The 24,341-nt window shown below is 67.1% G+C and carries 20 protein-coding genes; 7 read left to right on the forward strand and 13 right to left on the reverse strand.

The window, feature by feature from the left end; translation table 11 throughout:
- Positions 1–3: 3 nt before the first annotated feature.
- From CKJ85_RS10195 to CKJ85_RS10215, 5 genes are read right to left on the reverse strand one after another with little or no spacing between them, the layout of a single operon-like run.
- The gene (locus CKJ85_RS10195) at positions 4–3,333 is read right to left on the reverse strand and encodes an ATP-dependent helicase (protein ID WP_095554249.1); all 3,330 of its coding nucleotides are present in this window, start codon (positions 3,331–3,333) and stop codon (positions 4–6) included.
- A 1-nt stretch (position 3,334) separates the two neighbouring features.
- A complete protein-coding gene (locus CKJ85_RS10200) occupies positions 3,335–6,427 on the reverse strand; it encodes an ATP-dependent DNA helicase (RefSeq protein WP_233127037.1) in 3,093 nt (1,030 codons plus the stop codon).
- Between the two features lie 18 nt (positions 6,428–6,445).
- The gene (locus tag CKJ85_RS10205; RefSeq protein ID WP_095537111.1) at positions 6,446–7,162 is read right to left on the reverse strand and encodes a hypothetical protein; all 717 of its coding nucleotides are present in this window, start codon (positions 7,160–7,162) and stop codon (positions 6,446–6,448) included.
- A 9-nt stretch (positions 7,163–7,171) separates the two neighbouring features.
- Positions 7,172–8,197: a DUF3152 domain-containing protein gene (locus tag CKJ85_RS10210; RefSeq protein ID WP_095546052.1), complete on the reverse strand. Its 1,026-nt coding sequence runs from the start codon at positions 8,195–8,197 to the stop codon at positions 7,172–7,174.
- Positions 8,198–8,208: 11 nt separating this feature from the next.
- Positions 8,209–8,433 carry a DUF3107 domain-containing protein gene (locus tag CKJ85_RS10215; protein ID WP_095278790.1) on the reverse strand — a complete coding sequence of 75 codons (225 nt, stop codon included), beginning with the start codon at positions 8,431–8,433 and terminating at the stop codon, positions 8,209–8,211.
- A gap of 96 nt (positions 8,434–8,529) precedes the next feature.
- On the opposite strand from CKJ85_RS10215, the gene CKJ85_RS10220 reads away from it, so the two are divergent.
- Both CKJ85_RS10220 and CKJ85_RS10225 read left to right on the forward strand, forming a co-directional pair.
- Positions 8,530–9,840 (forward strand): DEAD/DEAH box helicase, encoded by a 1,311-nt coding sequence (locus tag CKJ85_RS10220; RefSeq protein ID WP_095546053.1) that lies wholly within the window; start codon positions 8,530–8,532, stop codon positions 9,838–9,840.
- Positions 9,837–11,042 (forward strand): hypothetical protein, encoded by a 1,206-nt coding sequence (locus CKJ85_RS10225; protein ID WP_095536386.1) that lies wholly within the window; start codon positions 9,837–9,839, stop codon positions 11,040–11,042. Before CKJ85_RS10220 ends, CKJ85_RS10225 begins: the two co-directional genes overlap by 4 nt.
- A gap of 21 nt (positions 11,043–11,063) precedes the next feature.
- On the opposite strand, the gene CKJ85_RS10230 is transcribed toward CKJ85_RS10225, so the two are convergent.
- Positions 11,064–11,564, reverse strand: a complete 501-nt coding sequence (locus CKJ85_RS10230; RefSeq protein WP_233125489.1) for a hypothetical protein — start codon at positions 11,562–11,564, stop codon at positions 11,064–11,066.
- 511 nt (positions 11,565–12,075) lie between these two features.
- On the opposite strand from CKJ85_RS10230, the gene CKJ85_RS10235 reads away from it, so the two are divergent.
- Together CKJ85_RS10235 and CKJ85_RS12405 are read left to right on the forward strand one after the other, a co-directional pair.
- Complete coding sequence (locus CKJ85_RS10235; protein WP_095278793.1) at positions 12,076–12,339, forward strand: WhiB family transcriptional regulator; 264 nt, start codon at positions 12,076–12,078, stop codon at positions 12,337–12,339.
- A gap of 152 nt (positions 12,340–12,491) precedes the next feature.
- Entirely contained in the window at positions 12,492–12,566 is a 75-nt protein-coding gene (locus CKJ85_RS12405) for a 50S ribosomal protein bL37 (RefSeq protein ID WP_095066802.1), read from the forward strand.
- 505 nt (positions 12,567–13,071) lie between these two features.
- On the opposite strand, the gene CKJ85_RS10245 is transcribed toward CKJ85_RS12405, so the two are convergent.
- From CKJ85_RS10245 to CKJ85_RS10255, 3 genes are all read right to left on the reverse strand, one after another.
- On the reverse strand, positions 13,072–15,441 hold the full coding sequence (locus CKJ85_RS10245; protein ID WP_095554251.1) for a hypothetical protein: 2,370 nt from the start codon (positions 15,439–15,441) through the stop codon (positions 13,072–13,074).
- 624 nt (positions 15,442–16,065) lie between these two features.
- On the reverse strand, positions 16,066–16,380 hold the full coding sequence (locus CKJ85_RS10250) for a mycothiol system anti-sigma-R factor (RefSeq protein ID WP_143340196.1): 315 nt from the start codon (positions 16,378–16,380) through the stop codon (positions 16,066–16,068).
- The gene (locus CKJ85_RS10255; RefSeq protein ID WP_095537253.1) at positions 16,380–17,000 is read right to left on the reverse strand and encodes a sigma-70 family RNA polymerase sigma factor; all 621 of its coding nucleotides are present in this window, start codon (positions 16,998–17,000) and stop codon (positions 16,380–16,382) included. Before CKJ85_RS10255 ends, CKJ85_RS10250 begins: the two co-directional genes overlap by 1 nt.
- A gap of 67 nt (positions 17,001–17,067) precedes the next feature.
- Between CKJ85_RS10255 and CKJ85_RS10260 the strand changes: the two genes are divergently transcribed.
- Entirely contained in the window at positions 17,068–17,541 is a 474-nt protein-coding gene (locus tag CKJ85_RS10260) for an aminoacyl-tRNA deacylase (protein ID WP_095537115.1), read from the forward strand.
- Positions 17,542–17,545: 4 nt separating this feature from the next.
- Here CKJ85_RS10260 and CKJ85_RS10265 read toward each other — a convergent pair whose 3' ends face one another.
- Complete coding sequence (locus CKJ85_RS10265; protein WP_095554252.1) at positions 17,546–18,229, reverse strand: SOS response-associated peptidase; 684 nt, start codon at positions 18,227–18,229, stop codon at positions 17,546–17,548.
- Between the two features lie 12 nt (positions 18,230–18,241).
- Here CKJ85_RS10265 and aroA point away from each other — a divergent pair, with 12 nt between their 5' ends.
- Together aroA and rsgA are read left to right on the forward strand one after the other, a co-directional pair.
- On the forward strand, positions 18,242–19,522 hold the full coding sequence (aroA, locus tag CKJ85_RS10270) for a 3-phosphoshikimate 1-carboxyvinyltransferase (protein WP_233127038.1): 1,281 nt from the start codon (positions 18,242–18,244) through the stop codon (positions 19,520–19,522).
- On the forward strand, positions 19,522–20,550 hold the full coding sequence (rsgA, locus tag CKJ85_RS10275; protein WP_095536391.1) for a ribosome small subunit-dependent GTPase A: 1,029 nt from the start codon (positions 19,522–19,524) through the stop codon (positions 20,548–20,550). The genes aroA and rsgA overlap by 1 nt, the downstream gene beginning before the upstream one ends.
- Here the strand turns inward: rsgA and CKJ85_RS10280 are convergent.
- Genes CKJ85_RS10280 through secA form a run of 3 tightly spaced genes read right to left on the reverse strand, consistent with a single transcriptional unit; the run spans position 20,524 to position 24,063 of the window.
- A complete protein-coding gene (locus CKJ85_RS10280; RefSeq protein ID WP_095536392.1) occupies positions 20,524–21,018 on the reverse strand; it encodes a hypothetical protein in 495 nt (164 codons plus the stop codon). The two genes, rsgA and CKJ85_RS10280, sit on opposite strands and share 27 nt — an antisense overlap.
- Positions 21,018–21,431 carry an HAD family hydrolase gene (locus tag CKJ85_RS10285; RefSeq protein WP_095536393.1) on the reverse strand — a complete coding sequence of 138 codons (414 nt, stop codon included), beginning with the start codon at positions 21,429–21,431 and terminating at the stop codon, positions 21,018–21,020. The genes CKJ85_RS10280 and CKJ85_RS10285 overlap by 1 nt, the downstream gene beginning before the upstream one ends.
- Positions 21,432–21,471: 40 nt before the next feature.
- Positions 21,472–24,063: a preprotein translocase subunit SecA gene (gene secA / locus CKJ85_RS10290; RefSeq protein ID WP_095536394.1), complete on the reverse strand. Its 2,592-nt coding sequence runs from the start codon at positions 24,061–24,063 to the stop codon at positions 21,472–21,474.
- Between the last annotated feature and the right edge of the window lie 278 nt (positions 24,064–24,341).

Below are 24,341 nucleotides of genomic sequence, written 5' to 3' on the forward strand. Positions count from 1 at the left end.
GCTCTATCGCTCCGCCGGAGGTACGGCAGGGTCTGTGGACGGAATTGTCTCCGAATCCGAAACACTATCACCGTCAACGTCGAGGAGCTGTTCCAGCTCGTCCGCGCCCGGCAGGTGCTCGGGTGCGAAGGTCTCGCCGGTGCGCACGTAGAAGAACACCGCGCGCACGGGGGCGCTATCGCCCGCGATCCGGCGCCACGCTTCCTGGTAGACGGCCAACTGCAGTTTCGCTGCCTCCATCTGCGCCGGCTTCGGCTTTTCGCCGGTCTTCCAATCCACGACGACCCACCCTGCGCCGCCCGCGTCCCGGAACACGGCGTCCATCCGGCCGCGCACCACGGAGGTGCCCAGGGCCAGCTCAAACGGGTATTCCACGTGGGCCGGGGTCCGGGCGGCCCACTCGCTGCGCTCGAAGGAGTCCTTGAGTCGGCGCAGCGTCGCGGCGTCCACCTCCGCCTCGTCGCCGCCGGGCAGCTCGTCCTCCGTGAGCAGCGGGCGCTGGCCGTAGAACTCCTCCAGCCACTCGTGGAACGCGGTGCCGCGCTTGGCGTAGGTGTTCGGCTTGAACGGGACCGGCCGGCGCGCCCGGCGCGCGAACTGCTCCTCGTCCGCCTTGAGCGCGACGACGTCCGAGGCCGTCAGCTCCGCGGGCATGACCACCAGCGTGTCCGGGGACTTCGCCCGCTCGTGTTCCTCGATGAGCGCGGTCACGTCGCGTTCCCACAGCGAGAAGAGTTCGCCCTCCGCGAGCCCGGGCAGCTTCTCGACGCCACGCACCCACCCCGCGGCCTCCACCTCCCCCGGGGCGAGCTGGTAGGCGGGCCAGGTGCCGGTGGCGGGGGCGTCGACAAGCGTCGGGGCGTCCTCGGTGGGCGTTTTCTCGGCCTCGGCTGCCTCGGCCCACTCGACCGTCTCGGGGACCAGCTGGCGCAGCGGGGCGAAGTGCTCGTAGGGCTTCGCGTCGCGGCGCACGTCGGGTTTGCGGCGCGAGCCGGTGATGAGGAGCTTGCGCTCCGCGCGGGTCACGGCAACGTAGAACAGGCGCGCCGATTCTTCCGCCAGGCCCGCGCGGACGAGCTTGAGCCAGGCGTCGGCGGCCTTTTCAAACTGGGTGCGGTTTTCCACCTCACCGAAGTCCGGCAGGTATTCGGGGTTGCCAAAGGACGCGTCGGGCACGCGCTGGACCCAGGTGAGGAATGTCTCCGCCTTGGCCGCGTACGTGTTGGCGTCTGCGTGCAGGACGGCGACGGTGTCCCACTCCAGTCCTTTCGCCTTGTGCGCTGTGAGGATCTGCACCCGGTCCGTGCGTGTCGGCACGTTGCCGGGTGCCAGGCCGTCCTCGTGCTCGCGGGCGAGCGCGAAATAGTCCAGCAGTCCCTCCACGCTGGTGCCGGGGTAGGCAGCGACCGCGGAGAGCAGACTGTCCAGGTGGACGGTGCCTGCGGTGTTGCCCATCCCCTGGCGGGCCAGGACCTCGGTGCGGATGCCAAAGACGTCGATGATGTCCGCGAACAGGTCAGGCAGGCGTTTGCCCAGGCTGTTGGTGCGCAGGGAGCGGAGCTTAGCCGCCAGGTCCTGCAAGCGGCGCAGTCCTTCCTCGCTGTATCGCTCGGGCTCGCCCAGGTCCGCCACCGCGTCGGCGAGGCCTGCGGGGCGATCGGTAGACGCATTGAGTTCCGCGGCGCGGGCCACGAGCTCGTCCAGCTGGGCCGCCAGCCGCTCCTGCGCGGTCTGCGGGTCCGCGTGCTCGGGCCCGCTGGGGTCGGCGCTGGCTCCGGTCGCGCGCAGGTTCACCGCACGCGAGGCCAGCGCGGCGAGGTCCGCCAGGCCCAGGCCGACGGCGGGGCCGCCGAGGATGCGCAGCGCGGCTGCCGAGTCCGCGGGCCGCACCAGCATCGTGGCCACCGCGAGGGTGTCGGCGACTTCGGGGATGTCCAGCAGCCCGCCCACGCCGACGATTTCGAAGGGCACGCCGCGCTCCGCGAGCGCCTCCGCCATCTCGGCGGAGTGCCGGTTCTTGCGCACCAGCACGGCGGCGGAAAACGGTGCGTTGTCTCGCGCGCACTGTACGTATTGGGCGGCCAGATCGTCCGCCACGAAGGCGAGTTCCTCGTCGTTGGTGGCAAAGAAGCCGAGTGCGACCTCGCCTTCTTGCGCCCCGGGGCGGGCCGCCAACGGCGCGACGGCGCGGTTGTCCCCGCGCCCGAGGACCGCGTCGGAGATGCTGTTTGCCAGCGCGAGGACCTCAGGCGGGTTGCGCCAGGACGTGGTCAGCTGCTTCTTCGGCGCGGGTGCGCCGCCCGCGGCCGGGAAATCGTGGACGAAGGCCTGGAGGTTGGCGGCGGTGGCCCCGCGCCAGCCGTAGATGGCCTGCATCGGGTCGCCGACGGCGGTCACGGTGAGGTCTGGGTCCGCGCCCTGCCCGAACAGGTTGCGCAGTAGCACGCGCTGGGCGTGCGAGGTGTCCTGGTACTCGTCCAGCATGACCACGCGGAAGCGCTGGCGCTGCGCCTTACCCACGCCCTGGTGGTCGCGCGCCAGCTTGGCGGCGACCGACATCTGCTCATTAAACGTGACCACCCCGCGCGCCCGCAGCTCCTCGTTGAGGGCCCGGGCCAGCGGCAGGTATGCGCGGCGTTCCTCCTGGGTCGCGCGCCATCCGCGCAGCTTCTTGGTGAATTCGGTGCGCGCCCGCGGCGCCAAGGGCAGCGACTCCGTTTCCGCGAGGAACGCCGCCGCGTCCTGGTCTACCTCGTCGGGCGTGGTCAGCTCGTTGCCCATGGAGGTCATCAGCGCCAGCAGCCCGTCCACCACGGTGGACACGGACGGGTTGCGCCCGTCGGCGGAAATGATGCGTCCGGGGTAGTCGGTGACCACCTCCGTGGCGATGGCGTACAGTTCCGCCGCGGTGATGAGCCGCGAGTCCGGTTCCACAGGAACGAGCAGCCCAAACTCGCGGACGAGGTCCCCCGCGTACGCATCGTACGTAGCTACGGTCGGGGCGATGACCTGCAGCGCGTCCGCGAGCTGCCCGCCCGGGTCCAGGCGGCGCACCAGGTCCTGGTTGGCGGCCAGCGTGCCGAGCCGGTCGCGGATGCGTTTGCCCAGCTCCTGCGCCGCCTTGCGGGTAAACGTCAGGCCCAGGATCTCGTCGGGCCGGGCGTAGCCGTTGGCCACGAGCCACACCACGCGCGCGGCCATGGTTTCCGTCTTTCCGGCCCCAGCGCCGGCGACCACCAGCAGCGGGCCCGGGGCCGCGCCGATCACGTCGGCTTGTTGCTCGGTGGGCGGGAACTTTTGCTGCAGGTACCGCGAGAGCACGGTTGGTGACATATCAGGCGTTGTCTGCGACACGGGTGACCACCTCTCCTTCCGGTTGTACTGGGCACAGGGCGCGCACCGCGCAGCGCTCACAATGCGGCCCGGCCACGGCGCGCAGCTCGGGCCCCGCCAGCGCCGCCGGCAGCGGCTCCAACAGCTGTGTGAGCGCGTCCAGCTCCTCGGGCGTTTTTGGTGCCTGCTCGCGGGTGGCACGCTTCGATTTGTCCGCATTCGGGTAGACCAGCACGGCCCCGCCAACCTCCAGCGGCTCGTCGCCGTCGCGCGCGGTGGTGACGGCGTTCCCGTCGATCCGCCCCCGCGACAGCGCCAGCTGGTAGGCGGCGAGCTGCATGTTCTCGGCCGTGTCGGCGTTCGTTGGCACCGCGCTGCCCGTCTTCAAGTCCACGATGTGGACCTTCCCGGAGTCCTCGCGCTCGAGCCTGTCCAGCCGCCCGGCGATGCGCACCGTATCGCCCACGTCCACGCTCACCGGGATCTCCACCCCAACCTGGGTAAACGCGCTTCTGGATTCCTCCAGCCACTGCGCGGTCCGCTCCAGCATCGCCTCGAAGTCAGCCACGTCGCGCTCCGCCTTCCACGCCGGCCCGTCCTCGGCGTCGCGCCGCGCCGCCACGGCCGCCGCGCGCACCGCCGCCTCGTCCACGCCGCGCCCCAGCGCCTCCAGGTACGCGTGCGCCATCGACCCGTAAATCATCGCCAGGTTGTCATCCAGCCCAACCATCCGCTCAAGCACCTCGCGCATCGGGCACTGCAGTAGCCGCTCGATGCGCGACGGTGACAGCGTCATCGCCTCCGCCAGGGCAGTGCTTACCGACGCCCCTCCGATCCCCCACCACTGCCCAGGATCAGCCCCGGGCACACCGGCTCGGGCCAGCCGCGCCAGCTGGCGCACCGCCTGTTCCCGCACGACCTCGCTGCTTTCGGGCGAGGCGAGCGCCCGGCGCAGCTCCGCGACGATCTCGTCCCGGGCGAGCAGGCGCACCCGCGCCTCCGGCTCCGCGTCGCCCCCGACCCCGCTGGTCTCTCGGGCGAGCTCCACCTCCTGGGCCTCGATGTCGAAGTCGCGACAGTACTCCTCGATGAACCGCGAGGGGACGATCAGCTCGTCGCCGTCCTGATCGTCCACCGCGGTGACGAGAACGCGATCCGTCGCGCGCGTGACCGCCACCCAGAACAGGCGGCGCTCCTCGGCCAGGCGCTCGGCCGTCCGCGAGATCGGCACGTTCGGCTCGACCCCGTTGTCCAGCAGGTCCATGAGGTCCTCCTGGCGGAAGAGCGAGCCGGTTTCTCCCAGGCTCGGCCACGAGTTCTCCTGCACACCGGCCACGATGACGCGCGCGAACTCGCGGCCCGCCACGCCGTGCGCGGTGAGCAGCGCCACTGCGTCGGGCGCCGCGCTGCGGCGGTCGCGCACGCCCGTCGGCAGCTCCTGCGCGTCGATGTCCGCCACGAACGAGTCCACTCCTGCTGCTGCGCGGCGCTCGGTGAAGTCGCCGGCGGCGTCGAAAAGCGCCATGACCGCGTCCAAGTCCCGGTCCGCCTGCGAGCCGCTCGCCCCGCCGCGCAGGGCGACCGCGAGCAGGTGGTCCGACAGCCCGGTCGCGTGCCAGAGCGCCCAGAGCACCTCCTCCACGCTGCCGCCGTCCGCCTGCGCGCGCCTGGCGGCGTCGAGCACCCGCCGCACGCGCGTGAGGATCGAGAGCTCGCGGTCCGTGAGCACGGGGCCGAAGTCCGGCAGCTCCGCAGGGCTGAGCAGCAGGCGGCGCAGACTCTCCTCCGCGCGCACCTCGGGTTCCCAGCGGCGCAGGCCGCGCAACAGGCGGCGCAGGGTGACGGGGTCGGCGCCGCCGACGGGGCCGAGCAGGAAGTCGCGCCACTGCGCGGGGGTGAGCTCCTGGTCTAGCGCGCGCAGGCCGGTGAGCAGGGCCGCGACGATGCGCTGCTCCCCGAGCACCACGTCGGTGGGGTTGAGCATCACCGGCACCCCGGCGTGCAGCAGCGCGCGGCGCACCGGCTCCAGCATCGGCGTGGAACGCACCACGACGGCCATGTCCCGGTAGGCCACCCCGTCCTCCAGGTGCGCGCGGCGCAGGGCGTCCGCCACCGCGGCGTGCTGGGCGGCGTCGCTCCGCGTGACGGCCACGCGCCGCTCGGGGTCGCGGCGCGACTCCCCCAGGTCGATCACCTGGTGGTCGAGACCGCCCAGGTCGTGGAAGAAGCGCGGGGAGGCGCCGCGGAAGTGGAAGATGGACTGGGCGACGTCTCCCCCGACCACGCCGAGGTCTGCGCCGGAAAGGAGCCGCCGCACGAATTCGGCGGGGGCGGGGGCGAGGTGCTGGGCATCGTCGACAAGCACTGCGTCCCACCTAGGCACCTCCCCGCGCAGGACCTCGCTGACCAGCTCGGACGCGGAGAATCTGGTGGCCGGGGTGAGCGCCATGACCTGCTGGTACTCGCGCAGGAAGTCGGCGGAGGCGCACCAGATGGGCACGTCGTAGCGCTCGCCGAGTCCGCGCAGCTCGTCGGCGGTGAGCCCGCGCTCGACCGAGCGCAGGAGCACATCGCGCAGCTGTCGGGCAAAGCCGAGCATGCCCATCGCGGGGCGCAGCTCCTCGGGCCAGGTGCCGCGTACGTCCTCCACCTGGCCGGCAAGAAGTTCGCGGATCACGGCGTCCTGCTCGGCGCCGGAGATCAGGCGGATCTCCTCGTCGAAGCGCTGCCGCAGCACCGCGAACGCGAGCGAGTGGACGGAGCGCACCATCGGCTCGCTGGCGACAAACCCGCTGCGCGCGAGCCGGTCGGAGATCTCCGCGCGAAGCCGGGCCGCCGCCTCCTTGGAGTCCGTGACCACGACGACGCCGCTGGCGTCCCCGCCTTGCTCGGCCAGCCGAAGCGCCGCGGCCACCGCCGTATCCACTAGGAAGCTGGACACGCCGGAGCCGGCCTCGCCGGTGACCTTCCACAGCCCGCTCGCCGGAAGCGTGACGGGCCACGAGCGCTGCGTGGTCGTGCGGCGGCGCGGGACAAGGCGCGCGCGGGGGATCCGCGCGGCGGGAGTCATCGGTTCGGTGCGTGGGGTTGGCATGCGCCCTAGTCTGCCAGGCTAGGCGGACACGAGGACCTCACGCACCCACGAAACCCTCGAACCTATGTTCGCTCCCGCGGTGCGGGCTGCGATTTCGCGGAACTCGAGCGCCCGCTCCGCCAAGAACCCCACGTCGGGGATGTGTGCCCAGCGCGACACCACGCCGTCATCCACCGCCCCGGCGAGCAGGCCGTCCACCATCGTCAGCGCGGCGGTATACCCGCGGGGGCGCGGGCTCACCGAGGGCACCAGCTCCGTCACCACCGGCGCATCCGTGCCGGAAAACAGGCAGCAGGCGAGGAAATCGATATGGGCAGTAACCAGCTGGTTCTCCGCGGGGTCCAGGTCGAAGCCTCGCCAGGCCGCGCGGTCCGCCTCCGCCCATGCATCGTCGCGGGGTGCGGGTGGGGCGTTGAACTGGGTCAGTGGGGCGTCGATAAGCAACGCCGCAGCGATCGCCTCATCGACGCGCGCTGCCGGCTCCCCCGGCGCGAACTCGTTGGCGCAAAACCCGTTGACCACGAGGCGGCCGTCGGTGGAGCGCACCGGTCGCGCGAAGCGGACGCCGCCGAGCGAATCGCCCAGCTTGTCGCGCACCTTGCCCGACCAGGCGGCGGTCTGCGTCGCGCGAGCCACGACAACGTGGCCGAAGCGCAGGCCGTTGTCCCACGCGGGCGAGGTCGGCTCACCGCGCCCCTCCAACTGGAAGGCGGAAAGTACGTGCTCCGGAATCAAGGCGCCCCCCTAGCTCGCCGCAGGGCGCGGGTAGGGCCACGGGTTGGCCAGGCACGTGTCCGGGTTATCCGGGTAGACCTCTTCCGGGTCAAAGGAGTGCAGCTGGCCGTTGTTCAGGCTCAGGGTCTGCTGCATCATCACCGGCGCGAGGGCGCCATCCGCCGGGCACGGCTCGTGCGATGCGAAACCAAGAGCGTGCCCCACCTCGTGGTTGATCAGGTACTGGCGGTAGCGGCCCAGGTCGCCCTCGAACGGCGCTGCGCCGCGCACCCAGCGGGCCTCATTGAGCACGACGGTGTCATCCCCCGTGATCATGGTCCGGCAACTCGTTTCCATGTCCAGCTCCATGCCGCACATCTCCTTAGCGGTGTTCAAGGAGGTAAGGCGGATCTTCACGTCCGGGTTGTCAGCGCCGGAGACGTGCTCGAAGCGGAAGCGCGAGTCGTTGGTCCAGCTGCGCGGATCCAGCAGCGTCGCGTCCACCATTTCAGCGACGGCTTGGTCGCCGCCGTACGGGTTGGTATCCACCCCGTTTTCCACCTCGACGACGTAGCGCAGCGTCAGCTCGTCGCCCTTGCCCCCGTTGGCGCCCGGCGCACCCACCTCGCGGTACGTGCCCTCTCCGGCCTCCGCGATCGGTCCACCCGGCGGCAGCTCCAACGCGTTCTGCTCCCCCTCCGGCAGTTCGGCGGGCTTGCGCTCGACGTCGCCCTCAACGCCGCCCTCGCCGCTGCTCGAATCCTGGCCCGCGGCGCCAATTCCGCGCTCGGAGTGCCCCTCCGATCCGGCAGCGTCCACCACGGGAGAGCCCGGGTTTTGGAACATGTTCACTACGACGAGCAGCGTCAGGACCGCGAGGACCGGGATTGCGTAGGCACGCCACCCGTACTCGCGGGCAAAGCGGACGAGGCGGCCTTCGCCGCCGTCATCGTCGCCATCCCACTCACCGAAGAAGTCCTCCGCGTTGGCGTTTGCGTCCACATCGCGCCGGTCGTTCGCGTCGGGCCACTCGGCGTTGCTCTGCCTCGTCGTCATAACCTCTCAATCTATCGCATGAAGCCGACAGAGCGCGCGGTGGTCGAGCCCTGCTCCACGTACGCGATCCGGTCCGTGCGGATGAGGTAGGTACGCTCCTTCTCATCCACCACCTTCAGGGTCGACTGCCCGGACTCAATCGCCTGTTCAACCACGCTGAGGATGTCCTCCTGCCCTTCCGGCAGCTTGATCACGAGTTCGCGCGCGGTGTCGGCCAGACCAAACTTGATGTCCATAAAAGCGGGTCACGTTCCTTCACTAGTAGTTTTGCTTGTACCGGCTCGTTGTTAAGCGGTGGCCCTATTGTAACGGCCTCAAGCTAAGATGAGCGTGTGCCTAGATCAGCTGAGAGTGAACACCGCCCCGCCCCGACATTCGAGGAACTCGGTGTCGCCGCCGAGCTGCTCGACGCGTTGGCGGAGCAGGGCATCGAGCGGACCTTCTCCATCCAGGAGCTGGCCATCCCGCTCGCGCTCGACGGGCGCGACCTCATCGGGCAGGCCCGCACCGGCATGGGCAAGACCTACGCCTTCGGCATCCCCCTGCTGGACCGCGTGTTTGATGACGCCGCGATTGCGGAACTCGACGGCACGCCGCGCGCCCTCGTCGTCGTGCCCACGCGCGAGCTCGCCGCCCAGGTCGGCGAGGACCTCGAGCGCGCCTCCATACACACCCCGGTCCGTGTCGCCACAATCTACGGCGGCAGGCCGTATGAGGAGCAGCTCGCGGCTATCGACGCCGGCGTGGACGTCATCGTCGGCACCCCGGGTCGCCTGCTCGACCTCCTGCAGCGCGGCGACCTCTCGCTGAGTCAGGTGGCCATCCTCGTGCTCGACGAGGCCGACGAGATGCTGGACATGGGCTTCCTTCCCGACATCCAGAAGCTCTGGTCGGCGCTGCCGCAACAGATCCAAACCATGCTCTTTTCCGCGACGATGCCGGCGCCGATCCTCACGCTCGCCCGGTCGATGATGCGCACCCCCGTGCACATCCGCGCCGAGGCACCGAACGCGTCGGCCACCCATACGAGCACGAAACAGGTGGTGTTCCGCTCCCACCGGATGGACAAGCCGGAAGTCCTTGCACGTCTCCTGCAGGCCCCGCACCGCGGTCGCACCATTATTTTCGCGCGTACGAAGCGCACCGCCGCCGAGGTCGCCGAGGACCTGGCGCAGCGCGGCTTCCCTGTCGGCACCGTCCACGGTGACCTTCGCCAGGAGGCGCGGCAGAAGTCACTCGACGCGTTCCGCACCGGCGAGGTGGAGATCCTCGTGGCCACAGACGTCGCAGCCCGCGGCATCGACGTCGACGACGTCACGCACGTGGTGAACTACCAGACCCCTGATGACCCGATGACGTACGTCCACCGCATCGGACGCACCGGGCGCGCCGGCCACTCCGGCACGGCGGTCACCCTGGTCGGGTTCGACGAGCAACACAAGTGGGAACTCATCGATTCCGAGCTCTCGCTAGGCAAGAAGGAGCTGCCCACCTGGTTTTCCACCTCCCCGGAGCTGTTCGAGGCGCTGGACATTCCGGACTCGGCTGCACCAACCGTGGGCCACCCGCGTAAAGTTCTCGGGGCGCGGCCAAAACGGCCAGCGGAAAAGAGCCAGAAAAAGCAGGGAAGGAACCGGCGTTGAATAGACCGTTGCGACGTACCCGGGGCGATCTGATCGCCACCGGTGTCATAACCGCCGTATCGGCAGGCCTCCTGGCCACAGCGTTCTTCACCGCGCCGATTCGCTCCTCTGAGCTCACCCCGGCTGCCGAGCAGCAGGAGGACTACGGCCAGTTGGCGGTCGTGCCGGAGTCGCTCACCGAGTCGTTCCGCCTGCCCGACTCCTCCCCCAACTCGGCTCCGCTGGTGGTCAACGGCCTCATCATCACGTACAACGACCACACCATCACCGCCACCACCCCGGAGGGCGACACCGCCTGGACGTACACTCGCGACAAGGAGCTGTGCACGCTCGCCGGGGCGTGGGACAAGGTGGTTGCGGACTACCGCGGCAATGGCGGCTGCGGCGACGTCGTGGGGATTGACGCGAAGACCGGCGAGTACGCGTCGACACGCTCCGCCCCAGGCCCCGACCAGGTGGCGAACGTCTCCTCCAACGACCGCGTCGGGTACGTCAGTTCGCAGCACGTCGAGCTGTGGCGCTCTGACCTGGTGCGCACCGTGGAGTACGGCACCATCGAGGCCCCGCAGGAGCCCGACATGCAGCCCAACGAGTGCCCGATCACGTCGGCGCTCACCCGTACCGAGCTCCTCGCCGTCACCGAGGTGTGCGACGGCGGCACATTCCTCCGCTTCCAAAACGCCACCCCGGAGGACTCCCGCTCCCCGGAGATGAACGGCTCCGTCGAGCTCCCCGAGGGCGCCTACCTCGTCGGTATCTCCCAGGACGCCGCCGCGATCTACGACCCGCAGTCTTCAGAAGTACGCTCCTACAACAAGGACGGCAAGGAGCTCAAGGTCTCGGAGGTCCCGGAGCTGCCAGAGCCTGAGCAGCTTGACGACGCCACCCGCATCCTCCCCGTCCACGACCTCCCCCACCACATGACGTACCACGTGGGCGACTACCTTCTGCTCCTGGACCCCGCCGAGCTCAACGTCACCGGCGTGTTCCAGGGCGCGAAGGGCACCGGCTTTGCCGCCGACGACCGCCTCCTCTACGCCTCGGATTCCGGTGTCGCGGTCATCAACTGGGACAAAAACTCCGTGGAGAAGATCATCCCCGTGGACCGCGGCGACTACAACGGGCCGATCTCCATCGACTCCGCGGGCGCCACCGTGGTGGAAAAGCGCGGCGACGAGATCGTCGCGCTCAGCGCCGAGTAGTCGCGGGCACCGGGGCGTCGATTAGCGCTCTGCTTTGCGCAGCTCGTAACGGGCTTCGTTGTACTGCGCCGTCTGCGGGTGGAACACGGTGAACAACACGAGTGCGGCGGAGATGCCGGTAACGATGCCCAGGGCGACCGCGCCGCCGGTCACCATATAGAAGGCGACACCGATGAGGATCGCCTGGATCAAGACGATTGCGCCCGTGCTGCGCGGCCGGCCCTGCAGCGTGCGGACGGCCACGAACGCGACAAAGCCGAAGATGATGAGCAGGAAGACCGCAGTGCCGAGGGGGACGAAGTGCGTCGCTGCGGAATCGGACTCCAGCGAGCTGTCCTGCACCCCGCGGACCTGGGCGACAAGGAGGCTGCCCGCGTACACAAACATGGCGAGGCATTGGACGAGGACGACGACGGCGCCGAACCGCATGATGGGCGGAACCACTGCGGAGGCACGCCGTGCCGTTTCCAGGTCCATTGGCGGGCGTGGTTGACGAGGAGAGCGGGATTTCTTTTCAGTCACGTCTTGTTAGTCTAACCGTCACTTTGCGGTCGACTTCACCGCGACATAACCGGGTGCAGTAGCAGCACCGTCACAGCCACCGCGGAAGAATCAGGGCGGAATCACAGATTCTTGATTTGACCTTCCCACCCGCGTGTGCGTGCGCGAAAATTCCCATTTCCGCAGTTCAAACCGTTGATGATGCGTTCCCAAATTCGTTGGAAATCCCAATATGAATTGCCCGGAGGGGAAAAATTCATATGATTAGTGTCACATTTCGGCCTTTACCCCTAGCGCACATTGGCAATTCGTGCCATTATTCTCAGGTAGCAAAAACAACGGGCTGGTAACACAGCCCTTAACCCCAAGACACCACAGGGTTAACGCCAGGGAAACCGGCCGCCGGATCCCACCGAAGGGAACACCGCCCGGAACCTGGAATCAAACTTAGTTTGCAACTCGCCTCCCGCGAAGAGGCGAAGAAGTGGTGTGCGCGAAACCTGTTCAACGCTTATGTAAGGAGTATTTCATCATGGATTGGCGCCACGAAGCAATTTGCCGCGACGAGGACCCGGAACTGTTCTTCCCCGTCGGTAACTCCGGCCCGGCTCTGTCCCAGATCGCCCAGGCCAAGATGGTCTGCAACCGCTGCCCCGTCACCTCCCAGTGCCTGAAGTGGGCCCTGGAGACCGGCCAGGACGCAGGCGTGTGGGGCGGCCTGTCCGAGGAGGAGCGCCGCGCCATCAAGCGTCGCAACAAGGCACTGGCTCGCAACCGCGCCCGCCTGTCCGCGTAACGCGAACTCCCCCCACTCCGCATCACGCATCGCGTCGCCCGGGCGTACATCCCCGTGAAGCAGGGACAATTTCCCTGTAGGCACGTCCGAGCGATAAAGTGGAGTACCTGAACTTTGATCGCCCAGAACCGAACAGAACTAAGGAGGCTCCCATGAGCAAGCGTGGTCGTAAGCGCAAGGACCGTCGCAAGAAGAGTGCAAACCGCGGCAAGCGTCCTAACTCTTAAGAACAGCGCAGCGCCCCCCTCCCCGACTTTCACGCAATGTCGGCGAGGGGGCGTTGTCATGCGCGGGGTCGATCGGTGACATCGGCGCCTGTCTTGGCAACTGCGTCCGGGCGTGCCGCCTGACCCGGTGATGGCCGCTTCACCCACGGTGACGAGCCAAACGAAGCTAGCTCCATCTGGCCCGCCGCCACCAACAAAACCCCAGGTAGGCTCCCAACCCGCAATCCAAACGAAGCTAGCTCCATCTGGCCGCGCACCACCAACAAACCCCCAGGTCGACGCGCAGCCCGTCACCCAAACGGAGCTAGCTCCATCTGGCCGCGCGCCACCGCACCAGCAAACGCCGCACCACCAACAGACGCCGCACCGCACCCAAACTCAAGTCCCCCCCCAGAACCCGGAAAACTCCGCCTCCGCGCACGAGAAACCCTGGCGTAGATACGCCAAAGGCCTGGCCAACATGGCCAGGCCTTCCGCACAATCCGTCTCGCTTAGCCGAACACGCTTAGCCGAGCACCCCGGAGCCGAGGGCAGCGGCAGCGCCGCCGATAATGGCTAGGATCGCGATGATCGGCACGATGATGGCGGCGATGTTCGGGCCGCCTTCCGTACGGCTGTCGTCGGAAGCCGTGTGCAGCTCCTTCTTTTCCGGCTGGTCCTGCGTCTTCGGCGACGCCACCGTGGTCATTGCGCCGTCGTCGTTCTTGGTGGATTCCTTCGACTTTGCCGGTGCCGACTTCGCCGGCGCCGCCTTGGACGGTGCCGCCTCGACGGTCGGGTTCGCCGTCGCGGTCTCGGCCGCAGCCTCCTGAGACTTCGCGGTCTTGGTCGTCTTTGCAGGCGCGTTGGTAGCGCCTGCCATCACTGCGGATTTCGCGGATGCCTTGCCGGCCTTGACGTCGACGGCGAAGCGGTCTTCGAAGGCGGTCTCGCCATTCTGGTTGGTGACCTTCACGTCGAGCGGCATGATGGCTGCGTCGCCAGCGGTCACCGGCACGGTGACGGTGGCCTCGTCGCGGTCGGTCAGCGCGCCGTCGAGGACGATGTCCTTGGAGGCGTCGCCGTGCGGGGTGACCACCTGGACGGTGTAGCGGTTCAGGTCCGCACCCCTGTTGTTCACCTTCAGGGTGACTTTGCCGGCCTTGCCCGCCTCGAGGTTGGAGCTTGCCACCTCGACGTCGACGGTGCCCTCGTTCTTCTCCGCCTTGGTCAGGTCCTGCTGGTACTTGGCTGCAGTCTTCGCGGCAGCGGCATCAACCTTCGTGCTCTTGACGCCGACGGTGCCCACGGGCTTGCCAATGTGGCCGGTGTTGATGATCAGGTTGTCCCAGTCGGCGGGGACCCGGTAGTCACCGGTGTAGCAGTTTGCGCCCGGGTTGTAGCATTCCTGCGGCAGCTCGCCGCCGGAGACGGACTCGTGGTCGGAATAGTCAAAGTGGCTGAACTGGTAGAGGTAGTTCATCACCGAGTAGTAGTTGGGCAGGTAGTCGGAGTCCGGGACCTGGTTGGCAAACTTGGTGGAGCCGTTGTGGTCCAGGCCGAGGGTGTGGCCCAGCTCGTGGAGGATGGTGTTGCGGAACTGCTCGTCAGTGGTCATCCGGTCGTGGTTGGCCACGTAGAACGCGTTGTCACCAACCGTGGAGACACCCACCGAGTAGGTGCTCGGGTCCATCTGGTCGCCGACCATGCCGCTGCGGAAGACTGCGGAGCGGTCGCCCAGCATCTCATCGATGTTGTCCATGAGCTTGACGCCCTGCGGCTCGTTCTGGAAGTAGTACTTCGTATAGTCGCCGTAGACGCCACCGTGGCGCTCCGAGTAGTTCGGGATGTTGGTGTAGGACTCGCCGGCGTCGATGTGCAGGTTCACGTCGTGGTCCGCAAAAAGGTCGACAAGCTGCTGCAGGATGTCGTTGCTCGGGCGGTAGCTCTTCGTGTTTGCGTCCGCGCAGGCTGCCTGCTGCGGATTGTCAAAGCAGCCGAGAGACTCGTATTCGGACGGCATCCAGTTCATCTGCAGGAAAATGTCGGGGCGGTTCGGATCTGCGCCCCACGCGTTAAGGGGGAGCTCGGTGCCGTCGTTAAGCGTGAGCCCCTGCTCCTCCCACGCGTTGGCGAGGCCGTCGCCGTCGGTGTCCTCGGCGCCGTCCTGGGTGCGCATCGTCATCGTGGTCTCTGCAACGACGGTCTGGCCGGCGGCGATGTCGTCGAACCAGCGGCCGCGCTGGAACTGGGCACCGGACTCGTCGACGAAGCCGACCTCGTCCGGGTTGGTCGTGCCGTTGAAGGAGCTCGCAGCGCCGGAGTAGGTCGCGCCATCGAAGGAGATCTCCGTATCGTAGCCCAGAGCCTCGGGGCCGACCGTGAAGCGGCCATCCTCGTACGACCCCTGCAGCTCGCGCGCGGTGTTGATCTGGTTGGTCATGTCCAGCTGGTAGTAGGAGTCGCTGCCGCTGGTGTTCGTGATTTCGGTACGGACGGTGGCCGTGTTGCCATCGATGCGGAACTCGCGGGTGAACTGCACGCCGAGGTTGCGGTCCTCGTTGCGCATCGTGATCACGTCAGCCTTGCCGTCCTTGCGGGTCTGCACCTTTGTGTTCGCGCCGCTCATCTCAAGCTTCTGGCCGCCGAAGCGGAAGTCGATGTAGAAGGAAGAGTCCTGGGTGCCGCCGACGGAAGCCGGGTCGGTGAACTTAAAGGAGGAGATGCGTCCCTTGTCCAGCTCGACGTTGTGGAAGAAGGGGCCGACCTCGTCGGCGGTCACGGTGACCACGCTCGGGTCGTCAACAACCTTTGCCTCCGCGGGAACCCGGAAGGCGGGAACCATTACTGCGAGCGCGCAAGTGGCGGCAAGTGCTTTGCGGGCGATGGCGTTCATGACTGGTTCCTCTTCTCGGTTCAGCGGGTCGCGGGGATGGTGTCCGTGCGCTGTCCGCAGCGTGTCTGTTCTATTGTTTACGGGCTTTAGTTTATGCACAAGGACTATGCAGAGGGAAGCTGTGTAAATCCAGCTACGAATTTTTACCGTTTTACCCGTTCTATTTACTGATTGTTCAACACGCTATCAGGGTCTGGCTGGGCTTTGTGGTCACGTGCATACGTAATTTGTTCTACAACCGCCCCCGAAATACGGCCGACATTTAAGAACCATAAGAATTGTTCAACAGCCCACAAGATTGCATATTATACCTACTAAGAATAGTTATACATGCAATCACAGCTATCATTCCCAGCAACCTGGACTTTTTGGACATTCCTCCGAATAGTGAACGTTTTCCTAAGACAGACCAATCAGGAAACACCTAGGCAAAAAATACTTAGGTTTCCTCAGCCGACTGGGGCGGCAATTGTTCACCAATCGCCACCCCCGAAAATCACCCCCGTTTGCACCTGTGGAACGCTCTAAGCAAAGAACTACTATGCCCCCATATTTCAGCAAAATCTAGGCGCAAAAAATCCCGTGACCTGCGCGATCACGGGATTAATAAAAACTGGCTGATGGTCAGTTATACCGAATTTCTGTGTAACTCACAGACGTGATGGAAGCGATGATCCGGTCACGCAGCGGCTCCGGCGCCCGCGCTTCCCCGCAACAATCGCGGACCAGATCGCGCACGGCCTGCTCCGATTCAAGCCTGCCAAAGCAGTGCGGGCACGCCGCAATCTGCTCGCGAATTTCCAGTACACGCGCGGGTGGAGTATCCGGATCGAACAGCTCGCACAGCAGCGGGTGCACGTCGCTGCAGTCCCCCGAGCATCCGCCTGCACCGTCCTGGCTCCGACCAGCGGCGTCGTTGTGCTTTCCGGGCGTGCTCATCACTTCTCCTCCGCTTTCTTGGCGCTTTTCTTGGCGCTGTCCTGCATGTCAGCGTGATCCAGTCCGATGCCCTGATCGCGCGCTACGTCTTTCAACATCTCGCGCAACTGTTTTCTTCCACGGTGCAGCCGGCTCATCACCGTGCCGAGCGGAATGTCCATGACCTCGGCGATCTCCTTGTACGCCAGCCCCTCAACGTCCGCGTAGTACACGACCATGCGGTAGTCCTCGTTCAGCTCGTTGAGCGCCTGCGAGATCCGCGAATTGGGCATCAGCTTCAGCGCTTCCACCTCGGCGGATTCCAGCCCCGTCGACTCGTGCGAGCTGGACGTATAAAGCTGGTTGTCCGTCACGTCATCCGCCGAGGTCACCAGCGGTCGGCGCTGCTTTTTCCGGTACGTATTGATATACGTGTTGGTCATAATCCGGTACAGCCAGGCCTTCAGGTTCGTGCCCGGCTTGAACCGATCGAACGCGTTGTAGGCCTTCAGGTACGTCTCCTGCACGAGGTCCTCGGCGTCCTGTGGGTTCCGCGTCATCCGTAGCGCGCCCCCATAGAGCTGGTCAAGCAGGGGCATGGCTTCATCAGTGAAGCGCGATTTCAGGTCTGTCTCGGGCATGCCCGCCATTGTAGGGCAATGCGCCGGGCGTACGATCGGGCGGGAGCAACCAAAAGGAGTACCAATTATGTCTGCACGCACGCGCGCGATCGCCGCGCTCGAAGGCACCGAGCACACCATCTTGGAATATGCGGCCAGCCAGGACCACTTCGGCGAGCACTCCGTCGACGAGCTCGGGGTGGACCCCGCCGCCGCGCTCAAGACGCTCGTTGTCCGCAACGAGACCAACGAGCGCGAGATGGCGCTGTGCTGCGTCCCCGTCGCCGGCCACCTCTCCCTCAAGGCCGCCGCCAAAGCACTCGGCTGGAAAAAAGCGGCGATGGCGGACCCCAAGAAAGCCCAGCACGCGACCGGCTACGTCGTCGGGGGCATCTCGCCGCTCGGTACCCTGCAGCGTTTGCCAGTGCTTATCGACGCCTCCGTCTCCCCCTTCCCCACCATCATCGTCTCCGCCGGCCAACGCGGGCTCTCCGCGGAGCTCGCCCCGCAGGACCTCGCCGCCCTCACCGGCGCGGACTTCGCCGACATCGCCGCGCAGTAAGCCCCTACTCCGCGGGCACGTCCGTCAGCTCGCCGGCTCCGGTCAGCTCCGCGTACTCGTTGCGCACGCTGCCCACGGCCGGGTCCGCCTCTCGCCAGCGCAGCGTGTCCGCCACCCGCGAGGGCGCGAGCAGCTCCGCAGCCTCCTCCGGGGTGCCGGACACCCACTGCTCCACCTCTTCTGCGGCCAGGAACAGCGGTAGGCGGTGGTGCAGCCACGCCATGTTCTCGGCCGCCGCGGTTGTCACCATCGTGGTGGACAACCGGTCCAGGCCGGTCTCCCACAGGGCCGCGGCGAACAGCAGGCCGGACTCGGGCCGGACGAAGTAGGGCTGCTTGCTGCCCTTCTCCCCCTTCCACTCGTAGTACCCGTCCAGCACCATCAGGCCGCGGCGCGACTTGAAGGCGGAGCGGAACGAGGGTTTTTCGGCCACGGTCTCGGCGCGGGCGTTGAACAACGGCGGCCCCGTTTCGTCGTTTTTCCAGGACGGGAGGAGGCCCCAGCGGGCGGCGTCGACAAGCGCCCCCTGCTCCTGGAAGCGCACGAGCGGCACCTGCTGGGTCGGGGCGATGTTGTAGCGGGCGGGCGGCGTGCCGTCGGGGGCGTCGACGGTGCCGGCCCCGGGCAGGGTGCCGACGGCGTCAAGCAGCTCGTCGCCGGTGGTGAAAAGCACGAAACGACCACACATGCCTCTATTATGATGGACCGCATGACTGAACTGTGGACCGCACCGTTTTCGCCCGACCCCATCTCGCACACGCAGCAGGTGCCGGGGTCGAAGTCGATGACCAACCGCGCGCTCATCCTCGCCGCGCTCGCCGACAGCGAGTCCACCGTCGTCGGCGCGCTGCGCTCGCGAGACACGGAACTCATGGAGTCCGCGCTCGCCGCGATGGGCACCACGTTCACCCACAGCGGCGAGGAAATCCGCGTCACGCCCGGCGAACTCCACGGCGCAGAGGTGGACTGCGGCCTCGCGGGCACCGTCATGCGGTTCGTGCCCGCCGTCGCCGCGTTTGCGCAGGGCCCGGTGCTTTTCGACGGCGACGTGCAAGCCAAGGCCCGCCCCATGGGCACCATCCTGGACGCGCTCCGCCACCTCGGCGTCGCCGTAGCGGGCGACGCACTCCCCTTCACCGTCCACGGCACCGGCCACGCCGACGGCGGCGCGGTGACCATCGACGCGTCCGGTTCCTCCCAGTTCGTCTCCGGCCTCCTGCTGGCCGCGCCGCGCTTCGACCGCGGCGTAACCATCACCCACTCCGGCAGCACCTTGCCGTCCATGCCCCACATCGAGATGACGGTGGCCATGCTTGCCGACGCCGGCGTGCACACCACCGCCACCGCCCACACCTGGAAGGTCGAGCCGCAACCAATCCGGCCGAACCGGTGGGTCATCGAGCCGGACCTGTCCAACGCCACCCCGTTCCTCGCCGCCGCGGCCGTCACCGGCGGCGTCGCCGCAGTGCCGCACTGGCCGATCCAGACCACGCAGCCGGGCGACGTGATCCGCGACATCCTCGAGCGCATGGGCTGCGAGGTCGAGCTGCACGCCACCGGCGCCGACCACACCCTCCAGGTGCGCGGCCCGCAGCGCGGCAACCTGCGCGGCATCCGCCTGGACATGAGCGACATCGGCGAGCTCACCCCGACCGTCGCGGCGCTGGCCGCCCTGGCGGCCACCCCGTCCGAGCTCACCGGCATCGCGCACCTGCGCGGCCACGAGACAAACCGCCTCGAGGCGCTGACCACGGAGATCAACCGGCTCGGCGGCTCCTGCGAGGAGCTGTCGGACGGGCTGCGCATCTCCCCTGCCACGCTGCACGGCGGTACCTGGCACTCCTACGAGGACCACCGGATGGCCACCGCCGGCGCGATCCTCGGCCTGGCCGTGGAAGGCGTGCAGGTGGAAAACATCGCCACGACCGCGAAGACCCTGCCGGGCTTCGCCGATATGTGGACCGCGATGGTGGAGGGCTAATGGGCCGTCGATTTTCCGACTACGACGAGTCCGACGTCCGCGTCCGCCCCGGCAAGGGCAAACGCCCCCGCTCGAAGGACCGGCCCAGCCACAACGACGCCGTCTACGGCATGGTGGTCACCAAGGACCGCGGTCGCTGGGGCGTCGTCCTCGACGACGGCCCGGTGGTCAACTGCATCCGCGCCCGCCAGCTCAAGCGCACGAGCCTGGAGGTCGGCGACCGCGTCGGCGTCGTCGGCGATACGTCGGGCAAGAAGGACACGATCGCGCGCATCGTCAAACGCGCCGACCGCACCTCCGTCCTGCGGCGCACCGCCGACGACACGGACCCCTACGAGCGGATCATCGTGGCCAACGCGGAGCTCTTGCTCATCGTCGTCGCCGCGGCCGATCCGCCGCCGCGCACCGGCTTTGTCGAGCGCGCTCTCATCGCCGCGTTCGTCGGCGGGGTGCGCCCCGTGGTCTGCGTGACCAAGTCCGACCTCGACGACCCCACCGACTTTGAGCGCGAGATCGCCGACCTGGACGTCCAGGTGCTCCGCACGGGCACGGACGACGACCTGGCGACGCTCAAGCAGCTTCTCGACGCCCACGTCTCCGCCCTCATCGGCCACTCCGGCGTGGGCAAGTCCACCCTGGTCAACCGCATCGTGCCGGACGCTCAGCGCGAGACCGGCGACGTCTCCGGCGTGGGCAAGGGGCGCCACACCTCAACCCAATCCGTCGCCCTGGAGCTCACCGGCCCGGGCGGCGGATGGATCATCGACACCCCCGGCATCCGGTCGTTCGGGCTGGCGCACGTCCAGCCGGAGCAGATCATCGACGTCTTCCCGGACCTGTCCGAGGCCGCAGACGCTTGCCCGCGCGGCTGCACCCACCTGGGCCCGCCCGCGGACCCGGAGTGCGCGTGGGACGACTTCGCCGCCGACTCGCCTGTGGGCAGGCGGGCGGCGGCGGTGCGCAACCTGTTGGCTGCGCTGCACTCGAATAATGAGTGGGAGCTAAAGCAGCTCGATGAGGAACGGTAGCTCGCTGGGGTCGAAGAACGCCATGTAGTTGTCCTGGGCGTCGCCCACGGCCAGCTCGGCGTCCTCGTCGCCGAGATCGGCGGCGTCGATGAGCTCGGTGGCCCGCTTCGTGGCGTCTTCGGCCTCGCGCACGTCCACGTGGACGGCAGCGACGTCCTTGAGCTCGACGGGGCCGGACACCTTGACCACGGACTCGCCCATGTCCGGCTCTCCGGTGGCGTCAACGTCGGCGGACACGACGACGCGGCGGTGCGGGAAGCGCTCCTCGTCGCCGATGGCGAGCAAGCGGATCGAGGCGAGCGCCGCGTCATCGAACGCGATGGCCTCGATCTCTTCCTGGTCGCCGGAGTTGAAAAACTCGGTGAGCTCCGGGGTGGCGGCGAAGCCCCACCCATTGCGGGCGTGCAGGACGCCCTGCTCGTTGAGCTGTTCCAGCATGGCGAAGGTGGCGGGGATGTAGACGCGCATTAGAACTCGCCCTCAACTCCGAACAGGGTCTGGATCTCCACCGCGGTGCGCTCGAATGCGGTGTGCAGGATGCCGATCATGCCGAACTCGACGGCCGCGCGGACGTTGACAATGTCGTCGTCGATCATCACGCAGTCGTTGATGATCACGTCGATGGCGTCGGCCGCAGCCTGGAACGCGGCGCGGTCAGGCTTGCCCACCCCGACCTCACCGGAGAGGACAACGGCGTCCACGTCGCCGCGGAACTCCCACTCGCGGATGGCCTCCGCCATCGGGCTGTCCGCCTCCTCGTTGGACAGGATGCCGACGGAGATCTCCTGCTTCTTCACCTCGGCGATGAGCTCGCGCCAGCGGGCGACATCCTCCGGGTCCTGGTCCAGGACGCCGGCGTAATCAATAATCAGTCCCTGCATTGCCTCTCTCCTTTCTTCACTCCCGGTAGTGTACGGGAACTTAGGCCTGCTGACCCTGCGGTGCGTCGCCGGAGCCCTCTGCGCCCGCAGCACCGTCAGCGCCTTCAGTGCCGTTCTGCCCCTCGAATTGCTTGCGGATGAGGAACAGCTGGCGCACCGTCTCCTCCTGGACGGCCTCGTTCATGGCGGCGAACATGTCGCCACCTTCCTTCTGGTACTCCACCAGCGGGTCACGCTGCGCCATCGCGCGCAGGCCGATGCCTTCCTTCAGGTAGTCCATCTCGTAGAGGTGCTCGCGCCACTTGGTGTCGATGATCGGCAGGATCACGGAACGCTCGATGTTGCGCATCTGGTCTTCCCCGCCAATCGCGGCGACGTTCTCCTCGAGCTTGTCGTACTGGGCCTGCGCATCGTCGATAAGCGCCTGGCGCAGCTCGGAGGCGCTGATCTCACCCGGGCTGCCGTAGGTGGAGCCCTCGACGAGCTCTTCGGAGGACACCGTCGGGCCGTAGAGGGAGTCGAGCGCGTTCCACAGCTCGCGCAGGTCCCAGTCCTCCACGTAACCGTTCATGGTGGCTCCCTCGACGTAGGCGCCGACGGTGTCATCGATCATGCGGCGGACCTGGTCCTTGATGTCCTTGGAGCCCAGGATTTCCTGGCGCTCGCGGTAGACCACCTTGCGCTGCTCGTTGAGCACCTCGTCGTACTTAAGCACGTTCTTGCGCATCTCAAAGTTCTGGTTCTCCACGCGGGCCTGCGCGCCCTTCACGGCGTTGGAGACCATCTTCGCCTCAATCGGCACGTCGTCCGGCACGTTGAGGCGGTTCATCATGTTCTCCATGGACTGGCCCATGAAGCGCACCATGAGCTCGTCGCGCATGGAGAGGTAGAAGCGGGTCTCGCCCGGGTCACCCTGGCGGCCGGAGCGGCCGCGCAGCTGGTTGTCGATGCGGCGCGACTCGTGGCGCTCGGTGCCGATCACGTAGAGGCCGCCGGCGGCGCGGACTTCATCGCCAAGCTGCTTGGAGCGCTCCTTTGCGGCCGGGAGCTGTGCGTCCCACGCCTCCTGATAACCCTCCTCGTTCTCAAACGGGTCCAGGCCCTGCGCCTGCAGCTTCGCGTCCAGCAGAATTTCCGGGTTGCCGCCCAGCACGATGTCCGTACCGCGGCCGGCCATGTTGGTGGACACGGTCACGCGGCCCGGCAGGCCGGCCTCGGCGATGATGCGGCCCTCTTCCTCGTGGTGCTTCGCGTTGAGCACGTTGTGCTTCACGCCCTTGCGGGTAAGCAGCTGCGACAGGTACTCGGAGCGCTCCACCGAGGTGGTGCCCACCAGCACCGGCTGGCCCTTCTCCGAGTGCTCTGCAATGTCCTCGGCCACGGCCGCGAACTTGGCCTCCTGCGTCTTGTAGATCAGGTCGTCGCGGTCCTGGCGCTGGTTCGGACGGTTCGGCGGGATCTGCACGACGTCCATCTTGTAAATCTGGTGCAGCTCGGCCGCCTCGGTCTCGGCGGTACCGGTCATGCCCGCCAGCTTGTCGTACAGGCGGAAGTAGTTCTGGAGCGTGACGGTAGCCAGCGTCTGGTTCTCGTTCTTGATCTCCACCTGCTCCTTGGCCTCAATGGCCTGGTGCATGCCCTCGTTGTAGCGGCGGCCGGCCAGCACGCGGCCGGTGAAGCCGTCCACGATCATGACCTCGCCCTGACGGACGATGTAGTCCTTGTCGCGCTCGAAGAGCTCCTTCGCCTTGATGGCGTTGTTGAGGTAGCTCACCAGCTGCGAGTGCTCCGGCGCGTAGAGGTTGGTAATGCCCAGCTGGTCCTCCACGAACTCCACGCCGTCCTCAGTAATACCGATGGTGCGCTTGCGGTGGTCCACCTCGTAGTGCTTCCCTTCGCGCATGCGCGGCGCCAGCTGCGCGAAGACGGTGTAGTACTGGCTCGAGCCGTCGACGGGGCCGGAAATAATCAACGGTGTACGCGCCTCATCGATGAGGATCGAGTCAACCTCGTCCACGATGGCGTAGTTGTGGCCGCGCTGCACCATGTCGTTCATGGAGCGCGTCATGTTGTCGCGCAGGTAGTCAAAGCCCAGCTCGTTGTTGGTGCCGTACGTAATCGCGGCCGCGTAGGCCTTCTTGCGCTCGTCCGGGCGCATCTCGGAGAGGATCACGCCCACGTCCAGGCCGAGGAAGTGGTGCACACGGCCCATCATTTCCGCGTCACGCTTGGCCAGGTAATCGTTGACCGTGACGATGTGCACGCCCTTGCCGGACAGGCCGTTGAGGTATGCGGGCAGCACCGAGGTCAGGGTCTTGCCCTCACCGGTCTTCATCTCGGCGACGGAGCCGAAGTGCAGCGCCGCACCACCCATAATCTGCACCTTGTAGTGCTTCTGCCCCAGCACGCGCCACGACGCCTCGCGGGCGGTGGCAAACGCGTCCACAAGGATGTCGTCCAGCGACGCGCCCTCTTCGACCTGCTGCTTGAGCACGTCGGTCTTCGCCTTGAGCTCCTCGTCGGTCAGGGCCTCGTATTCCCCTTCCAGCGCCATGACCTGGTCAGCAATCTTGGCTAAGCGCTTGACGGTGCGCCCTTCACCGGCGCGGAGCAACTTGGAAAGTCCAAACACGTTGTGCGAATCCTTCTTGAGTCAGTTCTTGGCGTAGCGAATGCGAAAAACGCGTTCTACGTGGAGTTCATTATGGTGTACCAACGGGCAATTGTACGCATATTCCTCCAGCTGTTGGCAACCACCGGCCTGACTGTCCGGTAAAAGGTTGATGTGAGCGCAAGGGCGCATGCTTATCGACGCCCCCGAGCCCCCCTTCCCTCCGCCACCGCATACAACAACCGCCCGCGCACCCCGTGCGAACTCGGGATGCGCGGGCGGTACAGCCGGCGTCAGCG

Origin of the sequence: Corynebacterium sp. NML 150383 (assembly GCF_002285085.1) — a bacterium.
Taxonomy (GTDB): domain Bacteria; phylum Actinomycetota; class Actinomycetes; order Mycobacteriales; family Mycobacteriaceae; genus Corynebacterium; species Corynebacterium gottingense.

Bases quoted from the DNA above. Each gene is read 5' to 3' on its own strand.
- CKJ85_RS10195 (WP_095554249.1), bottom strand. From the start codon at position 3,333: ATGTCACCAACCGTGCTCTCGCGGTACCTGCAGCAAAAGTTCCCGCCC.
- CKJ85_RS10200 (WP_233127037.1), bottom strand. From the start codon at position 6,427: ATGCCAACCCCACGCACCGAACCGATGACTCCCGCCGCGCGGATCCCC.
- CKJ85_RS10210 (WP_095546052.1), bottom strand. From the start codon at position 8,197: ATGACGACGAGGCAGAGCAACGCCGAGTGGCCCGACGCGAACGACCGG.
- CKJ85_RS10215 (WP_095278790.1), bottom strand. From the start codon at position 8,433: ATGGACATCAAGTTTGGTCTGGCCGACACCGCGCGCGAACTCGTGATC.
- CKJ85_RS10235 (WP_095278793.1), top strand. From the start codon at position 12,076: ATGGATTGGCGCCACGAAGCAATTTGCCGCGACGAGGACCCGGAACTG.
- CKJ85_RS10245 (WP_095554251.1), bottom strand. From the start codon at position 15,441: ATGAACGCCATCGCCCGCAAAGCACTTGCCGCCACTTGCGCGCTCGCA.
- CKJ85_RS10250 (WP_143340196.1), bottom strand. From the start codon at position 16,380: ATGAGCACGCCCGGAAAGCACAACGACGCCGCTGGTCGGAGCCAGGAC.
- CKJ85_RS10255 (WP_095537253.1), bottom strand. From the start codon at position 17,000: ATGCCCGAGACAGACCTGAAATCGCGCTTCACTGATGAAGCCATGCCC.
- CKJ85_RS10260 (WP_095537115.1), top strand. From the start codon at position 17,068: ATGTCTGCACGCACGCGCGCGATCGCCGCGCTCGAAGGCACCGAGCAC.
- CKJ85_RS10265 (WP_095554252.1), bottom strand. From the start codon at position 18,229: ATGTGTGGTCGTTTCGTGCTTTTCACCACCGGCGACGAGCTGCTTGAC.
- aroA (WP_233127038.1), top strand. From the start codon at position 18,242: ATGGACCGCATGACTGAACTGTGGACCGCACCGTTTTCGCCCGACCCC.
- rsgA (WP_095536391.1), top strand. From the start codon at position 19,522: ATGGGCCGTCGATTTTCCGACTACGACGAGTCCGACGTCCGCGTCCGC.
- CKJ85_RS10280 (WP_095536392.1), bottom strand. From the start codon at position 21,018: ATGCGCGTCTACATCCCCGCCACCTTCGCCATGCTGGAACAGCTCAAC.
- CKJ85_RS10285 (WP_095536393.1), bottom strand. From the start codon at position 21,431: ATGCAGGGACTGATTATTGATTACGCCGGCGTCCTGGACCAGGACCCG.